Genomic DNA, 16,288 nt, shown 5'->3' on the forward strand with positions numbered 1-16,288 from the left:
AAAGGAGTGATAAAATGAAAACATTTCAATTGTTTCGCATTTATCACTCCTTTTTATTAAAAAAATGGTATTTATTGCTTTATATATTTGTCATAATTATCGCTGCTTTTGGAACATTACTTATTATTCAACAGTCACAGCAAGATAATACTACCTTCAACATTGGAGTTGTCGATGAAGACGACACTAAAGAAACACGATTAATTTTAAAATCTTTAGGTAATGGTAATAACTTAGGAAAAGATATACGTATCACCCCTTACACACAACGGCAAGCGCATAAAAAATTGCAACAACACCAACTCGATGGATATTATGTATTCAAAGATGGTATGACGAAAACATTTTATCGTAATGGCAGTTTACCTATTACAGTTTATACATATGATAAACAGTCAACACAGAGTATTACACTTAACCAATTAACTGATTCAGTCTACGACAGACTGATGGGTGCTATGGGCGGTGGCCTCACTTACAATTCACTTGCACCTGATGCAACAAAAAATGACAATCTAAAGTTATTGACCGACTTATTATTTACAGGACTTAATCGTACAGGCACCTTTGACTATCATCCAATGACTATTTATCATACTGGCAGTTATTATGTAGTAACTGGTTATTTAGCATCTATCTTTATTGTCTGTTTATCACTGTTTTCAATTTTAAAAATGAATCAAGAAAAAGCTTTAAAAGACCGTTTGACCCTATTTCATTTTGCTGTAGAAAAGCTTATACTTATCCGAAGTTTGTTTACTTTTATCTATACTTTAGTATGGGCGATTTTAGGCTTACTTTGGATGTTGTTAACCTTACCTAATGCCTTTGAAATGTACAACTGGCCAACTTTAGCACTTCACATTTTATATTATGTCATCATGATAACTCTAGTGCTAACAATTATTGAATTACAGTTACAAGGCTTAAAACAGTTATTTGCTAAAATTCTTTTTACACTAGTTATACTTGTATTATCAGGAATCACACTCCCTACTATTTACTTCAGTCATTTATTGGGAGGACTATTCGCTCATCAACCGTTCAGTCTAGTTACGAATCAATTGTTAGAACTCGTACTGAACAACTATATTTTAGACATCAGCCCTCTATTTTATAGCAGTTTGATCGTCCTGTCCTGTTGGCTTATCGGGCTATTAGTTTGGAGGTATCGCACATGAAGCCATTTTTATACTTAGTCATTTATAAACAATGGAAGCAGTACCTTCTTTTATTTGGCATTTTATTAAGTAGTTTAGGTTTGATATGGGTACTACAAAAAACGATTAATCAAACATTTCACATTCCTATTGCTATACAAGATTTAGATCAATCTGCTAACTCTAAAACGTTAATTAAGCAACTTAAACAAGAACCTATTTTAGAAGTATCAACTTTACCTTTAGATGATGATTACATCGAGGAAGCTGTAACTAAAAAAGAAGCTGTAATTAGTCTGCAAATACCTAAAAATTACAGCTCACAACTAGAACAAAATGATTTACATGAAGCTATATTACTTTATGGCAGAGATGATTTTATTGGCAATATTTCCTTGGAAATAGTAAGCCAATCTTTGTATAACCAACAGATACCTCATCTTGTACATGCACACGTACAAGAGGCCGATACTAACGTCAGTATCAATCAAGTTAAATCTAAATTAACAGCTAAAACACCTGCATCAAATGTGGACTTTCGTGCGTTACATAATGCTTCCAATCGCTCACTATCTATGAGTATTATTTTCGGTTTGCTTTTGTGTATCAGCAGTATTCAAATACTACTTCACCACAATCTAAAACAAAACGCGCCTTTGCAACGTTTGTATTTAGCACCTTTTAGTAAATTAAAGTTGTATGGGCTATATATTGCGGCACACACTATAGTGTTGCTTATTATACTATGGTTGAGCGCGCTATTAATGCACCAACAACTTAGCATAACTTTTTATTTAGCTACATTATTCGTTATTATTATTTATGAATTAGGTATCTCATGGTTATTATTCACTATTAATACGTTAAGTCATAGACTTTTCATGGCACTTATCTATGCAGTTGCTATTACTTTAATTTATATCTATTTACAATTTTAGGAGTGACAATATGATAGAACTTATTAATATTCATAAGCATTATCAACGCAAAACAATATTTAATAAGCTCAATATGACATTCGCAGATCGACAAGTTACCGTACTCCTTGGTGAAAATGGTGCCGGTAAATCAACGTTGTTAAATTTAATTTCATCTTTGGAGCAACCAAATAGTGGAACAATTAAATACTTTGATAAAACTTTAACAACAAAAGCAATTCGTCAACTTATTGGTTATATTCCTCAAGATATTGCTTTGTTTGAACATATGACGATCGATGAAAATATCGCATGTTTCAAAGCATTGTGTCGTACACCATTATCAGATCAACAAATTACTAATTACGCAGAAACACTTAACTTACAAGATCGTCAGCAAACTGTCGCCAAACTGTCTGGAGGAACAAAACGTAAAGTCAATCTATTAATTGGTCTACTCGGTCAACCACAAATATTATTACTCGATGAACCCACTGTCGGTATCGATTTAAAATCTCGTTATGATATCCACCGTTTATTAGTTACTTTAAAGGAACAATGCTTAATTATTTTAACAACACATCATTTAGATGAAGTTGAAGCGCTTGCAGATAATATCAAAGTCATCGGCAGCGATCCGTTCTATACTAAAGTGTTAACTGATAAACAGTGGCCTTTTGAATCATATGCTAATAATTAACAACTAATATAATAAACATAACACACCGCTTTTCATAATTAATGGTGTGTTACTTTTTATAAAAATAACAACGTTGTTATTTTCTCGAAAATCTTTTATAATAGAGTAATTTGAATACGCTTACATGACTTATTATTAAATTAGGAGGACGTTTACATGTCATTATTGAGTGAACATTTGCCGCTAATATCTTTGATTATTGGTGTAGCATTCCTACTCTTTATCAATATTAAACTTAAAATAAATAGTATATTAGCTCTTATATTTTCTGCTATTATCGTTGGTCTAATTAACGGAATGAAACCAATGACTATATTAGATACTGTTAAAGATGGATTAGGATCAACATTAGGAAGTTTAGCATTAATCATTGGGTTTGGTGCTGTCTTAGGTAAAATTATGGTTGATTCTGGCGCAGCACAACGTATTGCTTCAACTTTAATCTCTAAATTTGGGGTAAAAAATGTACAGTGGGCATTAATCATTATTGGTGCTGTATTTGGTATTTCAGTCTTTTATGAAGTTGCATTTATGATTTTAGCACCTTTAGTAATTAGTATTGCTGTAGAAGCCAAAACACCTTTCATGAAATTAGGAATCACTATGGTTGCAGCTACAACATTGTCCCATAGTCTCTTTCCACCACAGGCGGGACCAACAGCGTTAGTTGATGCTTATAACGCCGATATGGGGATGGTTTATTTATTAGGTATTCTTGTCTTTATTCCCGGAGTTTTAGTCGCAGGAATACTCTTCCCAAAATTGTTAAAAAAATTAGATTATCCAGTACCACCATTATTGTAAAAAAATAAAGTTTTTACGGAAGCAGAGATGCTTAGCTTTCGTTTAAGTTTAATTGTACCTTTAATTCCAGCAATTTTAATTTCTATTTCTACGATTTTAAGTATGTTTGTTACAGAGGATACTGCCATACATGAAATAATCACCTTTTTCGGAAGTGCTGAAATTAGTTTAATAATTTCAATTATGATCGCAGTTATCGTCTTTGGTCTACGTAAAGGAAAAAATATGTAAACTATGATGTCGTCATTTGAAAGCGGTTTAAAAGGCCTTTCTACCATTATTTTCATTGTAGGTGCTGGTGGTGCTTTTAAAGAAATTATATTAAAAGCCCATGTTGGTGAATATATTGCCAATCTGATGACTGACACTAATATTTCACCTCTTATTATGGCCTGGCTCATTACTGCATTGATCCGTATTGCAACTGGTCAAGGCGTAGTATCAGCGATTACAGCCGCAGGAATTGTCGGTCCTTTAATTCCTACTTTCAATGTCAATCCAGTTTTAATGGTCTTAGCCACAGCTACGGGAAGTAATACAATTACGCATGTGAATGACGCTTCATTTTGGTTATTCAAAGAGTATTTCAATATTTCTATTAAAGATACCTTTAAAACTTGGGGGCTAACACTTCTTTTAACATCCATTACTGGACTTATTGTAGTGCTAATTTTAGATATCTTTATTTAACACAAATTTTAATAGAGACAACAAAAACACCACTCCTACACATTTACTTGTATACGGAGTGGTGTTTTACTGTTATTTAAAATAACATATGTGAAAAATAAATAGTTATTGCTACTGTTAGCGCACTAAAGAGTGTTGATAAAAATACTAATTGTGCTGCCATTTCTGGATAGTTATCATATTCTTGAGCGATAACTGAACTATTTACAGAAGTTGGCATCGCAGACGTGATGAAGAGTGCTTGACCTACAATACCGTCTATACCCATTAATTTAATAATAACCAAAGCAATCAATGGACCAGCAACGAGACGAATTAGTATAAAAATATAAGCTGAAGACCATTTTAAACTGAAGTTTATTTTGGCAATTTGTCCGCCTAATAAAATTAAGGCAATCGCAATCATTGCATCTGCTACATAGTTAGCAGGCGTCCACACAAATTTAGGAATAGGAATATCATTATAATTAAAAATTAATGCTAACACTAACGCATAAAGCACAGGCATTTTAAAATAACCTAGCATTGCTTTCAATTTACCTATTTGTAATGATTGAATTGAAAAGATTCCATAAGAGAACGTAAAAATATTTTGTAACGATAACATAATGACTTGTACAGACATTGCTAGTGCATCCCCTTTAAACACTAAGTCATTAACAGGCACGCCGTAATTACCGCAATTAAAAAAGAAAGTGCTATTTTTAAGCGTCGTAGCTTTACCTCTCTCCATTTTGCCAAGTCTTGTTAACACTTCTGCAATAATATAGAGAATAAATATGTATATAATAAAAAAGATGACGATGTACAATAACAGTTTCAATGCAAAATCAGTCTGATAAAATTTTACAAAAATAAAACCTGGCACAAATACATAAATATTTAATTTAGCCAACGTGTTTAAATCTAAGGTGAATTTTTTTTGTAAAACAAAACCAAGCAATACCATAATAAATATTGGTAGCAAGATGTTTTGTAAAATATAATACATTTCAATCATATATGTATCCCCTTTTTCATATGATGGTCATTGTAAATAAAATCCATTATCCTTTATCATACACTTCTTATTTCATAAAAACTATGCCATAGCTTATTCATTTTTCCTATTTACCTTTAAAAATGCAATAAAAAAACACGACCCTCACCAACTGGGTCGTGTTTCTGTTATATGGTAGTATGCCTCTAACATACATATTATTTAATGCTCATCTTTATCGTCGTCTTGCAGCTCTGCTTTTTCTTGTTGTTCTTGCTCAAATTGTTCTTGTTGTTCTTGTTTTTCAGCATCTTGTTTTCTATGCTTTTTCTCTTCTAATACAGACATTACGATAAAACCGATAACTAACAGAGGCATTAAAATACCAATATACATCATAATTCTTCACCTCAATCAACACTTTGAAATGATACGACTCTATTAACGTAACAGTTCATTGTTAATAGATATGGATCCTTAAGTTAAATTTACATGTTCTCTGCTGAAATAACAATAAAAATACTACATTTCCTTATGGTAACTGCTTAATTGTCTAAATTTAGTAACAATCAAACTAGAATGTACTATTATCAATTCTAACAAAAAATACTTACTTCTTTATGCAAATGCCATTCAATAACTATTATACATTATTGATTGTTGCTATTGTTCAACATCTCTTTCTCGTGCTTGCACTTGCTGTTTTTTATAACCAAATGGAACATGTTTCACATGAGTATTTTCTGGTATGTCCCAATATAAATTAAAATACTTTTGATATTTACGACTTTTCGGTATTGAATGTTGCATATAGTTTTCGAAAGGCAGCCTTTCCATAACATAGGAATGCTTTTTAGGGTGTGCTTTAATGTCATGTTTCAACTGAGCAACACGTTCACTATTATAATAATGAATATATCCAAAAACACTTATAAATACGACACTTAAAATAACGGCCACTGCCATAACTAACGAACGAATAATATGCATTTTAATATGCAATTGCTTCACTAGTAATAATAGTATAACGACATAAATTCCATAAATTGTAAAAAAGTTCCTCGGACCTAAAGGTGACACAATTACTAATGGTAAAGATACTAAAGCCAGCGTCAGCATTAAAACATAAATAGTAAATTTCGTTTCTTGTGAGCTAATAGAATAGTGTATTGTGAGTCCTAATGAAACAACAAATATAAGACAAATCAATAAATTAACAATATTGACAATGTGTATCGTTTGGTAATTAAATAATTCAAATTGACGATAAATACAAAAATAGTAAAGTGGCAATATGGCTAACCCTATATAAAGTGACCACTGCTTAACAGTCTTTAACGATTGAAAAACTGCACTTTTATTTAATAATAAATACGCTAAGACAATTATAATAAGTATTATCACAATTTGATTAAAGAACATCCATTGGGTAAATACAGATGTCACTGTTTTATATATTGTTTCGACAAAACTTATTTCTTGGGGAATATTTTGGTAGTCGCTACCTTCAAAAAATATTTTGCGATAATTGGCATTGGAAAACATGATCAGCGTACCTATGCTTGACAATGCTAAACCAACTAACAATTTCACATTGAGCTTGTGATATAAAATAATATAAGTAACAACTGCTAAAGCTAAAAAAAGCATATGAAAAACTGTAATATTTTCCATAAATAATTGTCCAACCACACAACATGCATAAAATAACACATGATGTATTGGCGAGATTCGTTGCGACGAGAATAATAATGTTGTTACATACCAAATAATAAATAAGGCACATACCGTTGATGGGACATAATTATAAAATCCTGCAAACCAACCATACGTTTGTTTATAAATCGCACTTGGAATAATTAACATTAAAATAAAAGCTACTACATAATAAATCGAGGAAACTTGATGTCCAACAAAGCGTACCATGACCATCAAGAGACTTAAGCATATGATGACATATGTACTCCAGCGTACGATGTTATAACGCACCGCTATAATTTCAGTGATGTTGCCTAGATACCGACCATTTAAATTAGCAAATCTTTCTTCTAACATTTGCATACCATATTTGCTATACCATTCCCAATCATCATGAGTTAAAGGTAAAAAGAACGCCATAATAATATAAAATATGGTAATCAGCGTTAATGTTATAACAGTACTATTATTCCTTAACACTTTCATTTTTCGCTACCTCGGCTTTTAATAAATTGGTTGTATTCACGATATATAGAGGCCTATGCTTGACCTCATAATAAATTCTACCAATATACTCTCCAATTATGCCAATAGAAACCAGTTGAATACTTCCTAAAAAAGTAATCGCAAAAATTGTCGTAAAATAACCGGGCGTCTGTATACCATACAAGACAGCATCCCCTAAACTTACAATAATATATATAAAACTGAATATTAAAATCAATGTTCCTATATAAATCAACGAACGTAATGGTTTATTATTAAATGATAATAATCCATCTATAGCATAATTGAACAATTGCTTAAATGACCATTTAGATACACCGTTAACTCTAATTTTGTTTTGATAATGTATAACTTTAGGTGCAAAACCAATCCATGCAAAAATACCTTTAGAAAAACGATTATATTCGCTTAATGATAGCACTGCGTGAACAGCTTTTTGACTTAGTAGTCTAAAATCACCCACACCATCCATTAAAGAAACATCTATAAGTCTATTAATTGTTCCATAATATAACTTAGTCAGTCTTTTTCTCCATTGCTGTTCCCCAGTTCTGTCACGGCAAGCCACAACTTGATGATAACCTTGTGTAAAAGCTTTAATCATTTTAGGAATGAGTTCTGGTGGGTGTTGTAAATCACTATCAATAATCACCACTGCGTCTACTGTGTCACTCTCCTTAAGTCCTGCATACATTGCCGCTTCCTTACCAAAGTTACGTGAAAATGAGATATATTTAACTCTATGATTTATCGATGCATACTGTTTAATAATCGTTAAAGTGTCATCTGTGCTTCCATCATCTACAAACAAAATATCATACTGATACTGTTGTAATTGACTATCAACTGACAAAATGTCACTTAACTGGTCATACATATGATGCAATACTGGTGCTTCATTAAAACAAGGTACTAGTATTCTAACAAACAAATCTTACACCTCTTTATGCTTTCTTTATCGCCATAATTATATAGAATAGCCAACTAAAGGTACCTAGTTTATCAGTATGAAGTAAAAAATAACTTTAAATATGTAAAAAGATTACTGGTGCAAAAGCATCAGTAATCTTTTTCATCAGTATTCATTTAGTTGAAGATTAAATTCAAAGTGTATGTCATTGTCGTTAATACGATAACGTTCGGCTAGTTCTGGACCACAACTATTAGAGCCAATACCACTTTGATACTTATCTATGTGCACATACGTAATAGGTTCTTGCTCTAATCGGTCATTATGCGTAGCATGTGTCAATTGTGCAACAGCATAATGTGAAGCATTAAAACTCATTGGTTCTGCACTTGTAAAAGTAAAGCCATACTTATGATCAGACACTTGAAGATAAGTCGTATTATTATGACTACTGTTTTCCTGTGGCAAAATGTGTGGTTCAAAGTTGCGAGTAACCGTAGTATCAAAATAAGATAAGTACGTTGCTACCCCTTTATCTTGATAAGCGCCATAAGGTCCATTGCCATAATAGTTCAACGCTTCGAAGGTATCTTGTAATTTAAATACTAAACCAAAGCGTGGTAAAAACGGCATTCTTGGATTTTTGTTAACTTCAAGTTTTACATTTATGCTGCCATTGTTACGAATCGTCCAACTTACTTTACCAGTCATAATACGTGCTTTGGCATTACTCACTACTGCTAGATCAAATACTAATTCTACGTCTTTATTATTGAGATAGTGTGCACTGTAGTGGTTAACGTCTGTCAAAATATCATGGTATCCTGCATCTTCCCATAATTTTCTCACTTGAACATCATTATCTATCGGAGCTCGCCATAAACATAACTCACTTTTACCAACTAATATACTTCTGTGTGCTTTTACTACTTGTGATAACATGCCTGTATTTTTATTAAAACTATACACTTTATCCTCTTGTTTAACTTCCAAGACATCTGCATCATCTACAATAATATAAGGTTGACTTGAAGTATCTTGGGCAACATTCAGTACATCTTGTCTGTGATATATCACTTGGTCGTGCCCTAATTTAGTTTGCGTATCTAATAATAAAGTATCATTGCTTAAATAATAATCCAGTCGTATATCACTGATTTGTTCAACATTAGTCAATTCCGTTACATCAACTGAATATAATGTATGTGGTGCGAAATCTTTAATATCAAGCTCAATCACTTCTTGGGTATTATCTAAAAACGTAATAACACATGCTACGTCAATATAATCAGCTACATTTATAAAATCTAATTGATTTCTTAACTGTAGTTCATAGCCATCATTCGAGATAAGTTTTATAGGGCGATTGACATGTTGAAATTCATAATAACTTTCATGCACTTCTCTATTTGGGAATACAATACCATCTACACAAAAGTTGCCATCATGTAAAGTTTCTCCAAAGTCGCCACCGTATCTAAAAATTGCTTGACCATCCTTCATACCGACATGTATACCGTGATCACTCCATTCCCAAACAAAACCACCAATAAAACTATCATATTGATCTATTAAGTCATGGTACTCTTGTAAATCTCCGGGTGAATTGCCCATAGCATGCGCATATTCACATAACACAAAAGGTTTATCTAACTGGTCATTCGTCAAATACCTATTTTCGATTTCACTAGGAGACGCATACATTCTACTAATCATATCGATATTTGATAAATCATTGTCCCTATTATCCTCTTGGTATAATGCACCTTCATAATGAATTGGACGTGTGCTATCTAATGCTTTGACTTCACTCGCAGCTTTTTCAATATTAATGCCGAATCCAGATTCATTTCCGAGTGACCAAGAAATGATACAACTATAATTTTGTAATGGTATTACAGAGGCTACCACGCGCTCAATAATTGGCTTTTCATATGCTTCATCATTTGCAATTAAATTATAATCATCATTATTTTCATCACCGTATAATCTTACAACACCATGAGTTTCTAAATCCGCTTCACTCATAACGTAAAAGCCATAATAATCCGCCAGTTCATAAAATAGCGGTGATTTCGGATAATGCGCTGTTCTGATAGCATTGAAATTGGCTGCTTTCATTAACTGCAAATCTTGTATAAATTGTTGTTTATCCATCACATATCCCGTCTGAGGATGACTGTCATGATAGTTAGCACCACGTAATTTTATTGACTGATGATTGACATAGAGTTGATTATTTTTAATTTCAACCTCACGGATACCAACCTTTTGAACAATTATTTCCTCAGGCGTTGTAATTCTTAGTTCATACAAATAAGGTTGTTCTGCCGACCATAGTAAAGGTTGTGTGACATTAAAACTTGTTGACGCATTAACTTCTGTTTCGGATAATAATTCTCCGTTAGGATGATATAACGCTACGTTAGCTTGTGATAACCCTTGATATGTTAGCTGTCCAATATTTATATATGCATTGGCAAGTGACGCGTCTACTGCTGTTTCTATTTTAAAATCAATGACACGTTGTGTTGCTCTTTCTAAAATATATACATCTCTAAAAATCCCCGAATGTCTAAACATATCTTGGTTTTCAAAATAAGTGCCATCTGACCACTTGAGTACGAGTACTTGTATTTTATTATCTTTTTCCACTAAGGCATCCGAAATATCAAATTCAGAAATGGCGTGGGATATCTGACTATAGCCAATAAATTGCTCATTAATCCATAAATAAAATGCGTTATCCACACCTTCAAAATTTAAATGATACTTTTTATCAGCATTATAATTTGCTATAGTAAAATGCTTAGAATAGAAACCACATGGGTTCTTTTTCGGTACTTTCGGTGGATTGAATGGTATAGGATATTGTGTATTTAAGTATTGTAGCGTATCGTAGCCATGTAAATTCCACACAGATGGTACAGGAATGACATTGGTATGCTGCAATTGATGCTTAGCTGCAGCTTCAAATGTTTGTAATGAATCAAAGAATTCAAAATTCCAGTCTCCATTTAAGTTAGTAACACTATCTCTTTCTAATCTCTGTGTGTCTTCACTTATATTTTCTGCATGCTTAAACGGTATATAATAAGCTCTTCTCGGCATTAAGTTAACGTTTTGTACTGCCATATTTTCATGATAATGTTCTATAATCATTTTGTACCCTCACCTTCATTGTTATTTAACCTTTGTTGTAATGATCTTTGTCGTTTTAATTGCAATGTGTGTTGAATATCGTATAAAAAATCACCTTTCAACTTGAATGCTTTGTGATATAGGAAGGCACTTATAATAATGAATATTACAGGTGCAATAATAATCATAATTCGAATACCATTCACCGTACCTTCTGTTTGCGCAACATTAGGTGTAAAACCTAAAACTGATAACCCAACACCAACGATTAAAGAAGCTAACGCTTGTGCTGTTTTAGTTAAAAATGTGTTGGTAGAGCTAATAACACTCTCATTGCGTTGCCCAAATTTCACTTCACCATAATCAATAACATCAGCTAACGCTACTGTTGAGATACCAATAATAAAACCTGAACCTATTCTCAACATACCGCCACCTATAATAATCCATATTGCTTGTTTCGGATCAAGATATCCAAAGAGTAGAATAATTAATAACCCACTGACAATAAGTCCAATGGCTATACTAAATACCTTACTTCTGTTTAACAAACTGATGGCATATGGTAATAACAATAATCCACCCATTTCAGCTAAAATCATTGCATTGAAAATTGAAAATAAATGTTCAGCATCTACGACATATTTAAAGTAATAAATAATCGTCCCATTAAGTGTCTGTATACATAGATTAAATGTTAATAAGACTCCCATAATTGCTAATAATTCTTTGTTTGTAAATATAATACGCTTCAAATCTTTAAAGCCAACTTTAATACTATTTTGTTTTTCCATTTCTTTATCTTCTGGAACAAAAAAGACTGTTACAGCGATAGTTATAATAAAAGTAATACTACATAAAATAGCAAACACAAATATACCAACGGAGTCACTACCATTTCCTAGACCGTCTCCTAATTTATGAATAAACATTAAGCCAAAAGTTCCAACTACAAATGCTGCAAGACTAGCAAAAAATCTAGGAATGACTGAAACCACTTCACGCTCTCTAGGGTTATTTGTTAGATTGGGTAACCATGACCAATATGGGATATCCATCATTGTATAGCTCATCCCCCAAGCAATGTAGATTACAGATATGTAAATATGCATTGCGAGCGTTGGCAAATCAAAGTTAGTGAATAATAAAATAGTAATTATCGCATTGATAAATGTGCCTATGGCTAACCATGTTTTAAATTTCCCAAATTCATTTTTCGTATTATCTACGATGATGCCCATAACCGGATCATTTAGTGCATCCCAGATTCGAGCAACAAATAACAACACCCCTATAAAAGCTGGCGATAATCCTAATATATCTGTGCTGTAGAACATAAAATAAATACTTACTATATTAAATATTGCATCTTTGCCGACAGCACCAAAACCAAATGAAAATTTTTGAAAACCTGTTAATTGTCTTTCCATTTGTGGTAGACCTCCTTCTAAATTAAGCGCTTTCATTGTATGTATTAATACAATATCAATCTTAATAAAAGCAGAAAATAGACAAATGATGCTATTATATGGATAAATGTTTCCAAACTTAGTAGAAAATGTATTTTAAAAAACATATTGTCAAAATTATTAAGATGTTGGAGGTTACAAATGCAAATTTTATGGAAAAAGTTCAAAAAGATACATATTGATGCGAATGTTAGTGAATGCGGTATTGAAGAAGGTGTGCCAAATACTAAATATCAATATCAAGTACATCAAGATGCTGTGGTGCATATTATTACAGAAGGTAGTGGTTATTTTTCATGTGGCGGTAAAACATATGAATTGCATAAAGGAGATTTATTTTTACTCTTAAACGGCGAAGAGGTATCATACTATCCTTCATACAAAAATCCTTGGACGTACTATTGGGTTGGCATGAGTGGTAAACAAATATTAGATTACTTAAATCGTAGTTTATTATTTGATCAAAAAGTCATTACTAACTCTGATACGCAAGCAGTAGAGGCTATTATACGTAAATCTTGTGAGCTCTCAAGTAGCATCGAAAGCAATAATTCGAATGATATTTTATTATTACAATATTTATATAAGCTCGTATATCAATTACAAGCACAGTTCCCTAAAAGCTATACAACTTCAGTAAATATTATTAATCAAGATATGCAAAAAGCGATTCAATATATAAATAATAACTATTATAAAAACATTCAAATTACTGATGTAGCACAGTACGCCAATCTCACTCGCAGTTACCTATATAAATTATTTAAAAAAAGCTTTGATGTTTCACCCAAATCATATTTAACATATATTCGAATGTATCATGCAAGCGAACTATTAAAACAAACGAACCTACCAATTAAACAAATTGCAGAAAATGTAGGTTACCAAGACCCCTTACTTTTTTCTAAAAACTTCAAACAACACTTTGAAATGACTGCTACAAATTATAGAAATTATAACGGTTAAAATATCAAAAAGTGAATGTTCAGTTACTCAATAAGAGAGATATTATGCATTTTGAAGCACCAGACATATATTATAGTCTATAGCCTCTTGGTTTATTGTCCGTAAACAGACCTTAAATATTAGTTATCCTAAGCACTTTTCTATATATTGGCAGGGCTTTGTGCCAACTCCTGCGGGACAAGCACAAGCCGAAGACTATAAGTTGAGGCGGTACCCGCTGAAAGCGTGGACAAAAAAACTGCCAACAAAGTCAGTAACCTTGTCGACAGTTTGAAGCTACCATCCACAACTAAATTAGGATGGTAGCTCATAATCTTTATTTATTTGTTTGAATCATGCTGGTCATTTTTACTTTCAATTTTCTCTGAGAATTTATTTAATTGTTTCTCAGCAAATGATTTACCACCGATACCAAATGCAATCGCAAATGCTACCGAAACTGCACCCAAGATTAATAAGAATGCTACATTTACTATACTTTGCGCAAAGTTTAACTGGTCTAATGTCATAAAGACAGATACGATAATCACTAAATATTTAACAATTTCAGCTAACATCGCATTGCCTGTAGACTTGTTAATAAGTTTAGCTAATAAATTACCACCAATAAATCCTAATGCTAAAATAATTGCCCCGGAAATAACTAAAGGTAAGTAACCTATAATAGCTTCACCAATTTGGTTTAGCACTGATAAATTAACCGTGTTCAATGCTTGAACCGTAAAGAATATGCCGATTAGTGTTGTAATAACCCAACCTACTGCTACTGGAATATCAATACTTTCTTTATTATCGCCAAAATTAACATATTTGTTAAAGCGACTAACATTGAATCCGCTAAGTATATTTTTCACTAAAGTGCCCAACACTTTGGCAATAAAAATACCTAATACTAAAATAATTACAGCAACGATAATTTTAGGTGCAAATTCAAAAATACTAGTCATCATACCCTTGATTGGGTTTGATACAGACTTCATATTTAATTGATCAAATACAGATGGTAAAAAGAGTAAAAATACTAAGAAATATGCTAATTTACCAAATGTTTGAATAATCCCTTCGGACTCAGATTTACCACTATCGGCATCTACCAGTCCTTTCTTTTGTAACCAAGCTTCAAAACCTAAGGCACCTAAAGCTTTAACAATTACTTTCTTCACAATTACTGCAATAATCCATGCAATAAGTAATAAGATAATGGCACCTATCAGGTTTGGTAAAAATGCTATGATGCTATCTAAAGCACCCATTAAAGAATCTATTATTTTACTCATGAGAATTACCTCCTTTTTAAGACAAGATACCCTAGCAAGAAATAATTAATCATACAATTATAAAGTTTTTTACCCTTATTTCATTAATTATATAAAAATAATGGATTATGTTTATATTTTCAAACTTATATTGTTTATTTATATAAATGGATATTGAAGTTTAATAACTTGTTTGCTATTATCATATATTAATGCAATTTTAAATAAAACCTACTTTGTTTTTATAAAAAAAATAAAATAAAACAGTATTTTTATATCGTGCGTATGTCACAAGGAGGTATAACATGGATATTGATGTGCTTTATGAGGACAATCATTTATTAATGGTAGAAAAACCAATCAATGTGCCTGTACAAGCTGATAATTCGAGAGATGAAGACTTATTAACTATATTAAAAAAGTACATTAAAAATAAATATAATAAACCAGGCGCCGTATATCTTGGATTAGTCCATCGTTTAGACCGCCCAGTAGGTGGCGCTATGGTATTCGCTAAGACCTCAAAAGCCGCTTCAAGATTAGCAAATGAACTAAGAAAACAAAAAATTTACAGAACTTATTTAGCGATTATACACGGTCAACCATTACAACAAACTGGCAAATTAACGGATTACTTATGGAAAGATCGTACTAAAAACATCGTCTATGTAAGTACACCGAAAAATAAACAGGCGAAACAGGCAATACTCGATTATCAATTGTTACGCACAGTCAACAATAAAAGCCTAGTAAAAGTAAAATTACATACGGGTCGATCCCACCAAATAAGAGTACAATTTGCGAACCAAGGGTTACCTTTATACGGTGACCAAAAGTATGGTCAACACGTCAATAAACACGGTCAACAAATTGCGTTATGGGCATCCGAACTTAGTGTTAAACACCCTACCAAAGATGAAATTATCACAGTAAACTCACGACCTTCCGGAAGATTGTGGGAACAGTTATTATAAAAGCGTATGTACAACAGTAAATGTTTGTACATACGCTTTTCAGATTGTAGACAGCCGTTAGCCTTCGTCAAGAGTATAACGGCAAGTCAATAACCGTATTTGTGGTGTGCTTTAGCC

General features: G+C 32.3%; 12 protein-coding genes and 1 pseudogene. 6 read left to right on the forward strand and 7 right to left on the reverse strand.

Going from position 1 to position 16,288, the window contains the following annotated elements; all coding sequences use genetic code 11:
* Positions 1 to 14 precede the first annotated feature (14 nt).
* The 4 genes and pseudogenes from CD036_RS06780 to CD036_RS06795 all read left to right on the forward strand — a co-directional run bounded on the left by CD036_RS06780 (position 15) and on the right by CD036_RS06795 (position 4,271).
* The gene (locus tag CD036_RS06780; protein WP_002509903.1) at positions 15 to 1,181 is read left to right on the forward strand and encodes an ABC transporter permease; all 1,167 of its coding nucleotides are present in this window, start codon (positions 15 to 17) and stop codon (positions 1,179 to 1,181) included.
* Positions 1,178 to 2,098 (forward strand): ABC transporter permease, encoded by a 921-nt coding sequence (locus tag CD036_RS06785; RefSeq protein WP_103388257.1) that lies wholly within the window; start codon positions 1,178 to 1,180, stop codon positions 2,096 to 2,098. The genes CD036_RS06780 and CD036_RS06785 overlap by 4 nt, the downstream gene beginning before the upstream one ends.
* A gap of 10 nt (positions 2,099 to 2,108) precedes the next feature.
* Entirely contained in the window at positions 2,109 to 2,777 is a 669-nt protein-coding gene (locus CD036_RS06790) for an ABC transporter ATP-binding protein (RefSeq protein ID WP_103388258.1), read from the forward strand.
* A 156-nt stretch (positions 2,778 to 2,933) separates the two neighbouring features.
* Positions 2,934 to 4,271: pseudogene (locus CD036_RS06795) on the forward strand (gluconate:H+ symporter).
* A 76-nt stretch (positions 4,272 to 4,347) separates the two neighbouring features.
* On the opposite strand, the gene CD036_RS06800 reads toward CD036_RS06795, so the two are convergent.
* The 6 genes from CD036_RS06800 to melB form a co-directional block, all read right to left on the reverse strand.
* Positions 4,348 to 5,271 (reverse strand): AEC family transporter, encoded by a 924-nt coding sequence (locus CD036_RS06800; RefSeq protein WP_002509907.1) that lies wholly within the window; start codon positions 5,269 to 5,271, stop codon positions 4,348 to 4,350.
* Positions 5,272 to 5,472: 201 nt separating this feature from the next.
* Complete coding sequence (locus tag CD036_RS13150) at positions 5,473 to 5,649, reverse strand: hypothetical protein (RefSeq protein ID WP_021459462.1); 177 nt, start codon at positions 5,647 to 5,649, stop codon at positions 5,473 to 5,475.
* Between the two features lie 264 nt (positions 5,650 to 5,913).
* The gene (locus CD036_RS06805; RefSeq protein WP_103388259.1) at positions 5,914 to 7,434 is read right to left on the reverse strand and encodes a hypothetical protein; all 1,521 of its coding nucleotides are present in this window, start codon (positions 7,432 to 7,434) and stop codon (positions 5,914 to 5,916) included.
* A complete protein-coding gene (locus tag CD036_RS06810) occupies positions 7,415 to 8,386 on the reverse strand; it encodes a glycosyltransferase family 2 protein (protein ID WP_021459464.1) in 972 nt (323 codons plus the stop codon). The genes CD036_RS06805 and CD036_RS06810 overlap by 20 nt, the downstream gene beginning before the upstream one ends.
* A gap of 144 nt (positions 8,387 to 8,530) precedes the next feature.
* The gene (locus CD036_RS06815; protein ID WP_103388260.1) at positions 8,531 to 11,527 is read right to left on the reverse strand and encodes a glycoside hydrolase family 2 TIM barrel-domain containing protein; all 2,997 of its coding nucleotides are present in this window, start codon (positions 11,525 to 11,527) and stop codon (positions 8,531 to 8,533) included.
* Positions 11,524 to 12,936 (reverse strand): melibiose:sodium transporter MelB, encoded by a 1,413-nt coding sequence (melB, locus tag CD036_RS06820; RefSeq protein WP_021459466.1) that lies wholly within the window; start codon positions 12,934 to 12,936, stop codon positions 11,524 to 11,526. The genes CD036_RS06815 and melB overlap by 4 nt, the downstream gene beginning before the upstream one ends.
* A 180-nt stretch (positions 12,937 to 13,116) precedes the next feature.
* On the opposite strand from melB, the gene CD036_RS06825 reads away from it, so the two are divergent.
* Positions 13,117 to 13,941, forward strand: a complete 825-nt coding sequence (locus CD036_RS06825) for an AraC family transcriptional regulator (protein ID WP_021459467.1) — start codon at positions 13,117 to 13,119, stop codon at positions 13,939 to 13,941.
* A gap of 320 nt (positions 13,942 to 14,261) precedes the next feature.
* Here CD036_RS06825 and CD036_RS06830 read toward each other — a convergent pair whose 3' ends face one another.
* A complete protein-coding gene (locus CD036_RS06830) occupies positions 14,262 to 15,218 on the reverse strand; it encodes a mechanosensitive ion channel (protein ID WP_021459468.1) in 957 nt (318 codons plus the stop codon).
* 284 nt (positions 15,219 to 15,502) lie between these two features.
* Here CD036_RS06830 and CD036_RS06835 point away from each other — a divergent pair, with 284 nt between their 5' ends.
* Entirely contained in the window at positions 15,503 to 16,171 is a 669-nt protein-coding gene (locus CD036_RS06835; protein ID WP_103388261.1) for an RluA family pseudouridine synthase, read from the forward strand.
* Positions 16,172 to 16,288: the final 117 nt, after the last annotated feature.

The sequence above is a fragment of the Staphylococcus arlettae genome, from assembly GCF_002902345.1.
In the GTDB taxonomy this organism is placed as follows: Bacteria; Bacillota; Bacilli; order Staphylococcales; family Staphylococcaceae; genus Staphylococcus; species Staphylococcus arlettae.

Bases quoted from the DNA above. Each gene is read 5' to 3' on its own strand.
- CD036_RS06780 (WP_002509903.1), top strand. From the start codon at position 15: ATGAAAACATTTCAATTGTTTCGCATTTATCACTCCTTTTTATTAAAA.
- CD036_RS06785 (WP_103388257.1), top strand. From the start codon at position 1,178: ATGAAGCCATTTTTATACTTAGTCATTTATAAACAATGGAAGCAGTAC.
- CD036_RS06790 (WP_103388258.1), top strand. From the start codon at position 2,109: ATGATAGAACTTATTAATATTCATAAGCATTATCAACGCAAAACAATA.
- CD036_RS06800 (WP_002509907.1), bottom strand. From the start codon at position 5,271: ATGATTGAAATGTATTATATTTTACAAAACATCTTGCTACCAATATTT.
- CD036_RS13150 (WP_021459462.1), bottom strand. From the start codon at position 5,649: ATGATGTATATTGGTATTTTAATGCCTCTGTTAGTTATCGGTTTTATC.
- CD036_RS06805 (WP_103388259.1), bottom strand. From the start codon at position 7,434: ATGAAAGTGTTAAGGAATAATAGTACTGTTATAACATTAACGCTGATT.
- CD036_RS06815 (WP_103388260.1), bottom strand. From the start codon at position 11,527: ATGATTATAGAACATTATCATGAAAATATGGCAGTACAAAACGTTAAC.
- melB (WP_021459466.1), bottom strand. From the start codon at position 12,936: ATGGAAAGACAATTAACAGGTTTTCAAAAATTTTCATTTGGTTTTGGT.
- CD036_RS06825 (WP_021459467.1), top strand. From the start codon at position 13,117: ATGCAAATTTTATGGAAAAAGTTCAAAAAGATACATATTGATGCGAAT.
- CD036_RS06830 (WP_021459468.1), bottom strand. From the start codon at position 15,218: ATGAGTAAAATAATAGATTCTTTAATGGGTGCTTTAGATAGCATCATA.
- CD036_RS06835 (WP_103388261.1), top strand. From the start codon at position 15,503: ATGGATATTGATGTGCTTTATGAGGACAATCATTTATTAATGGTAGAA.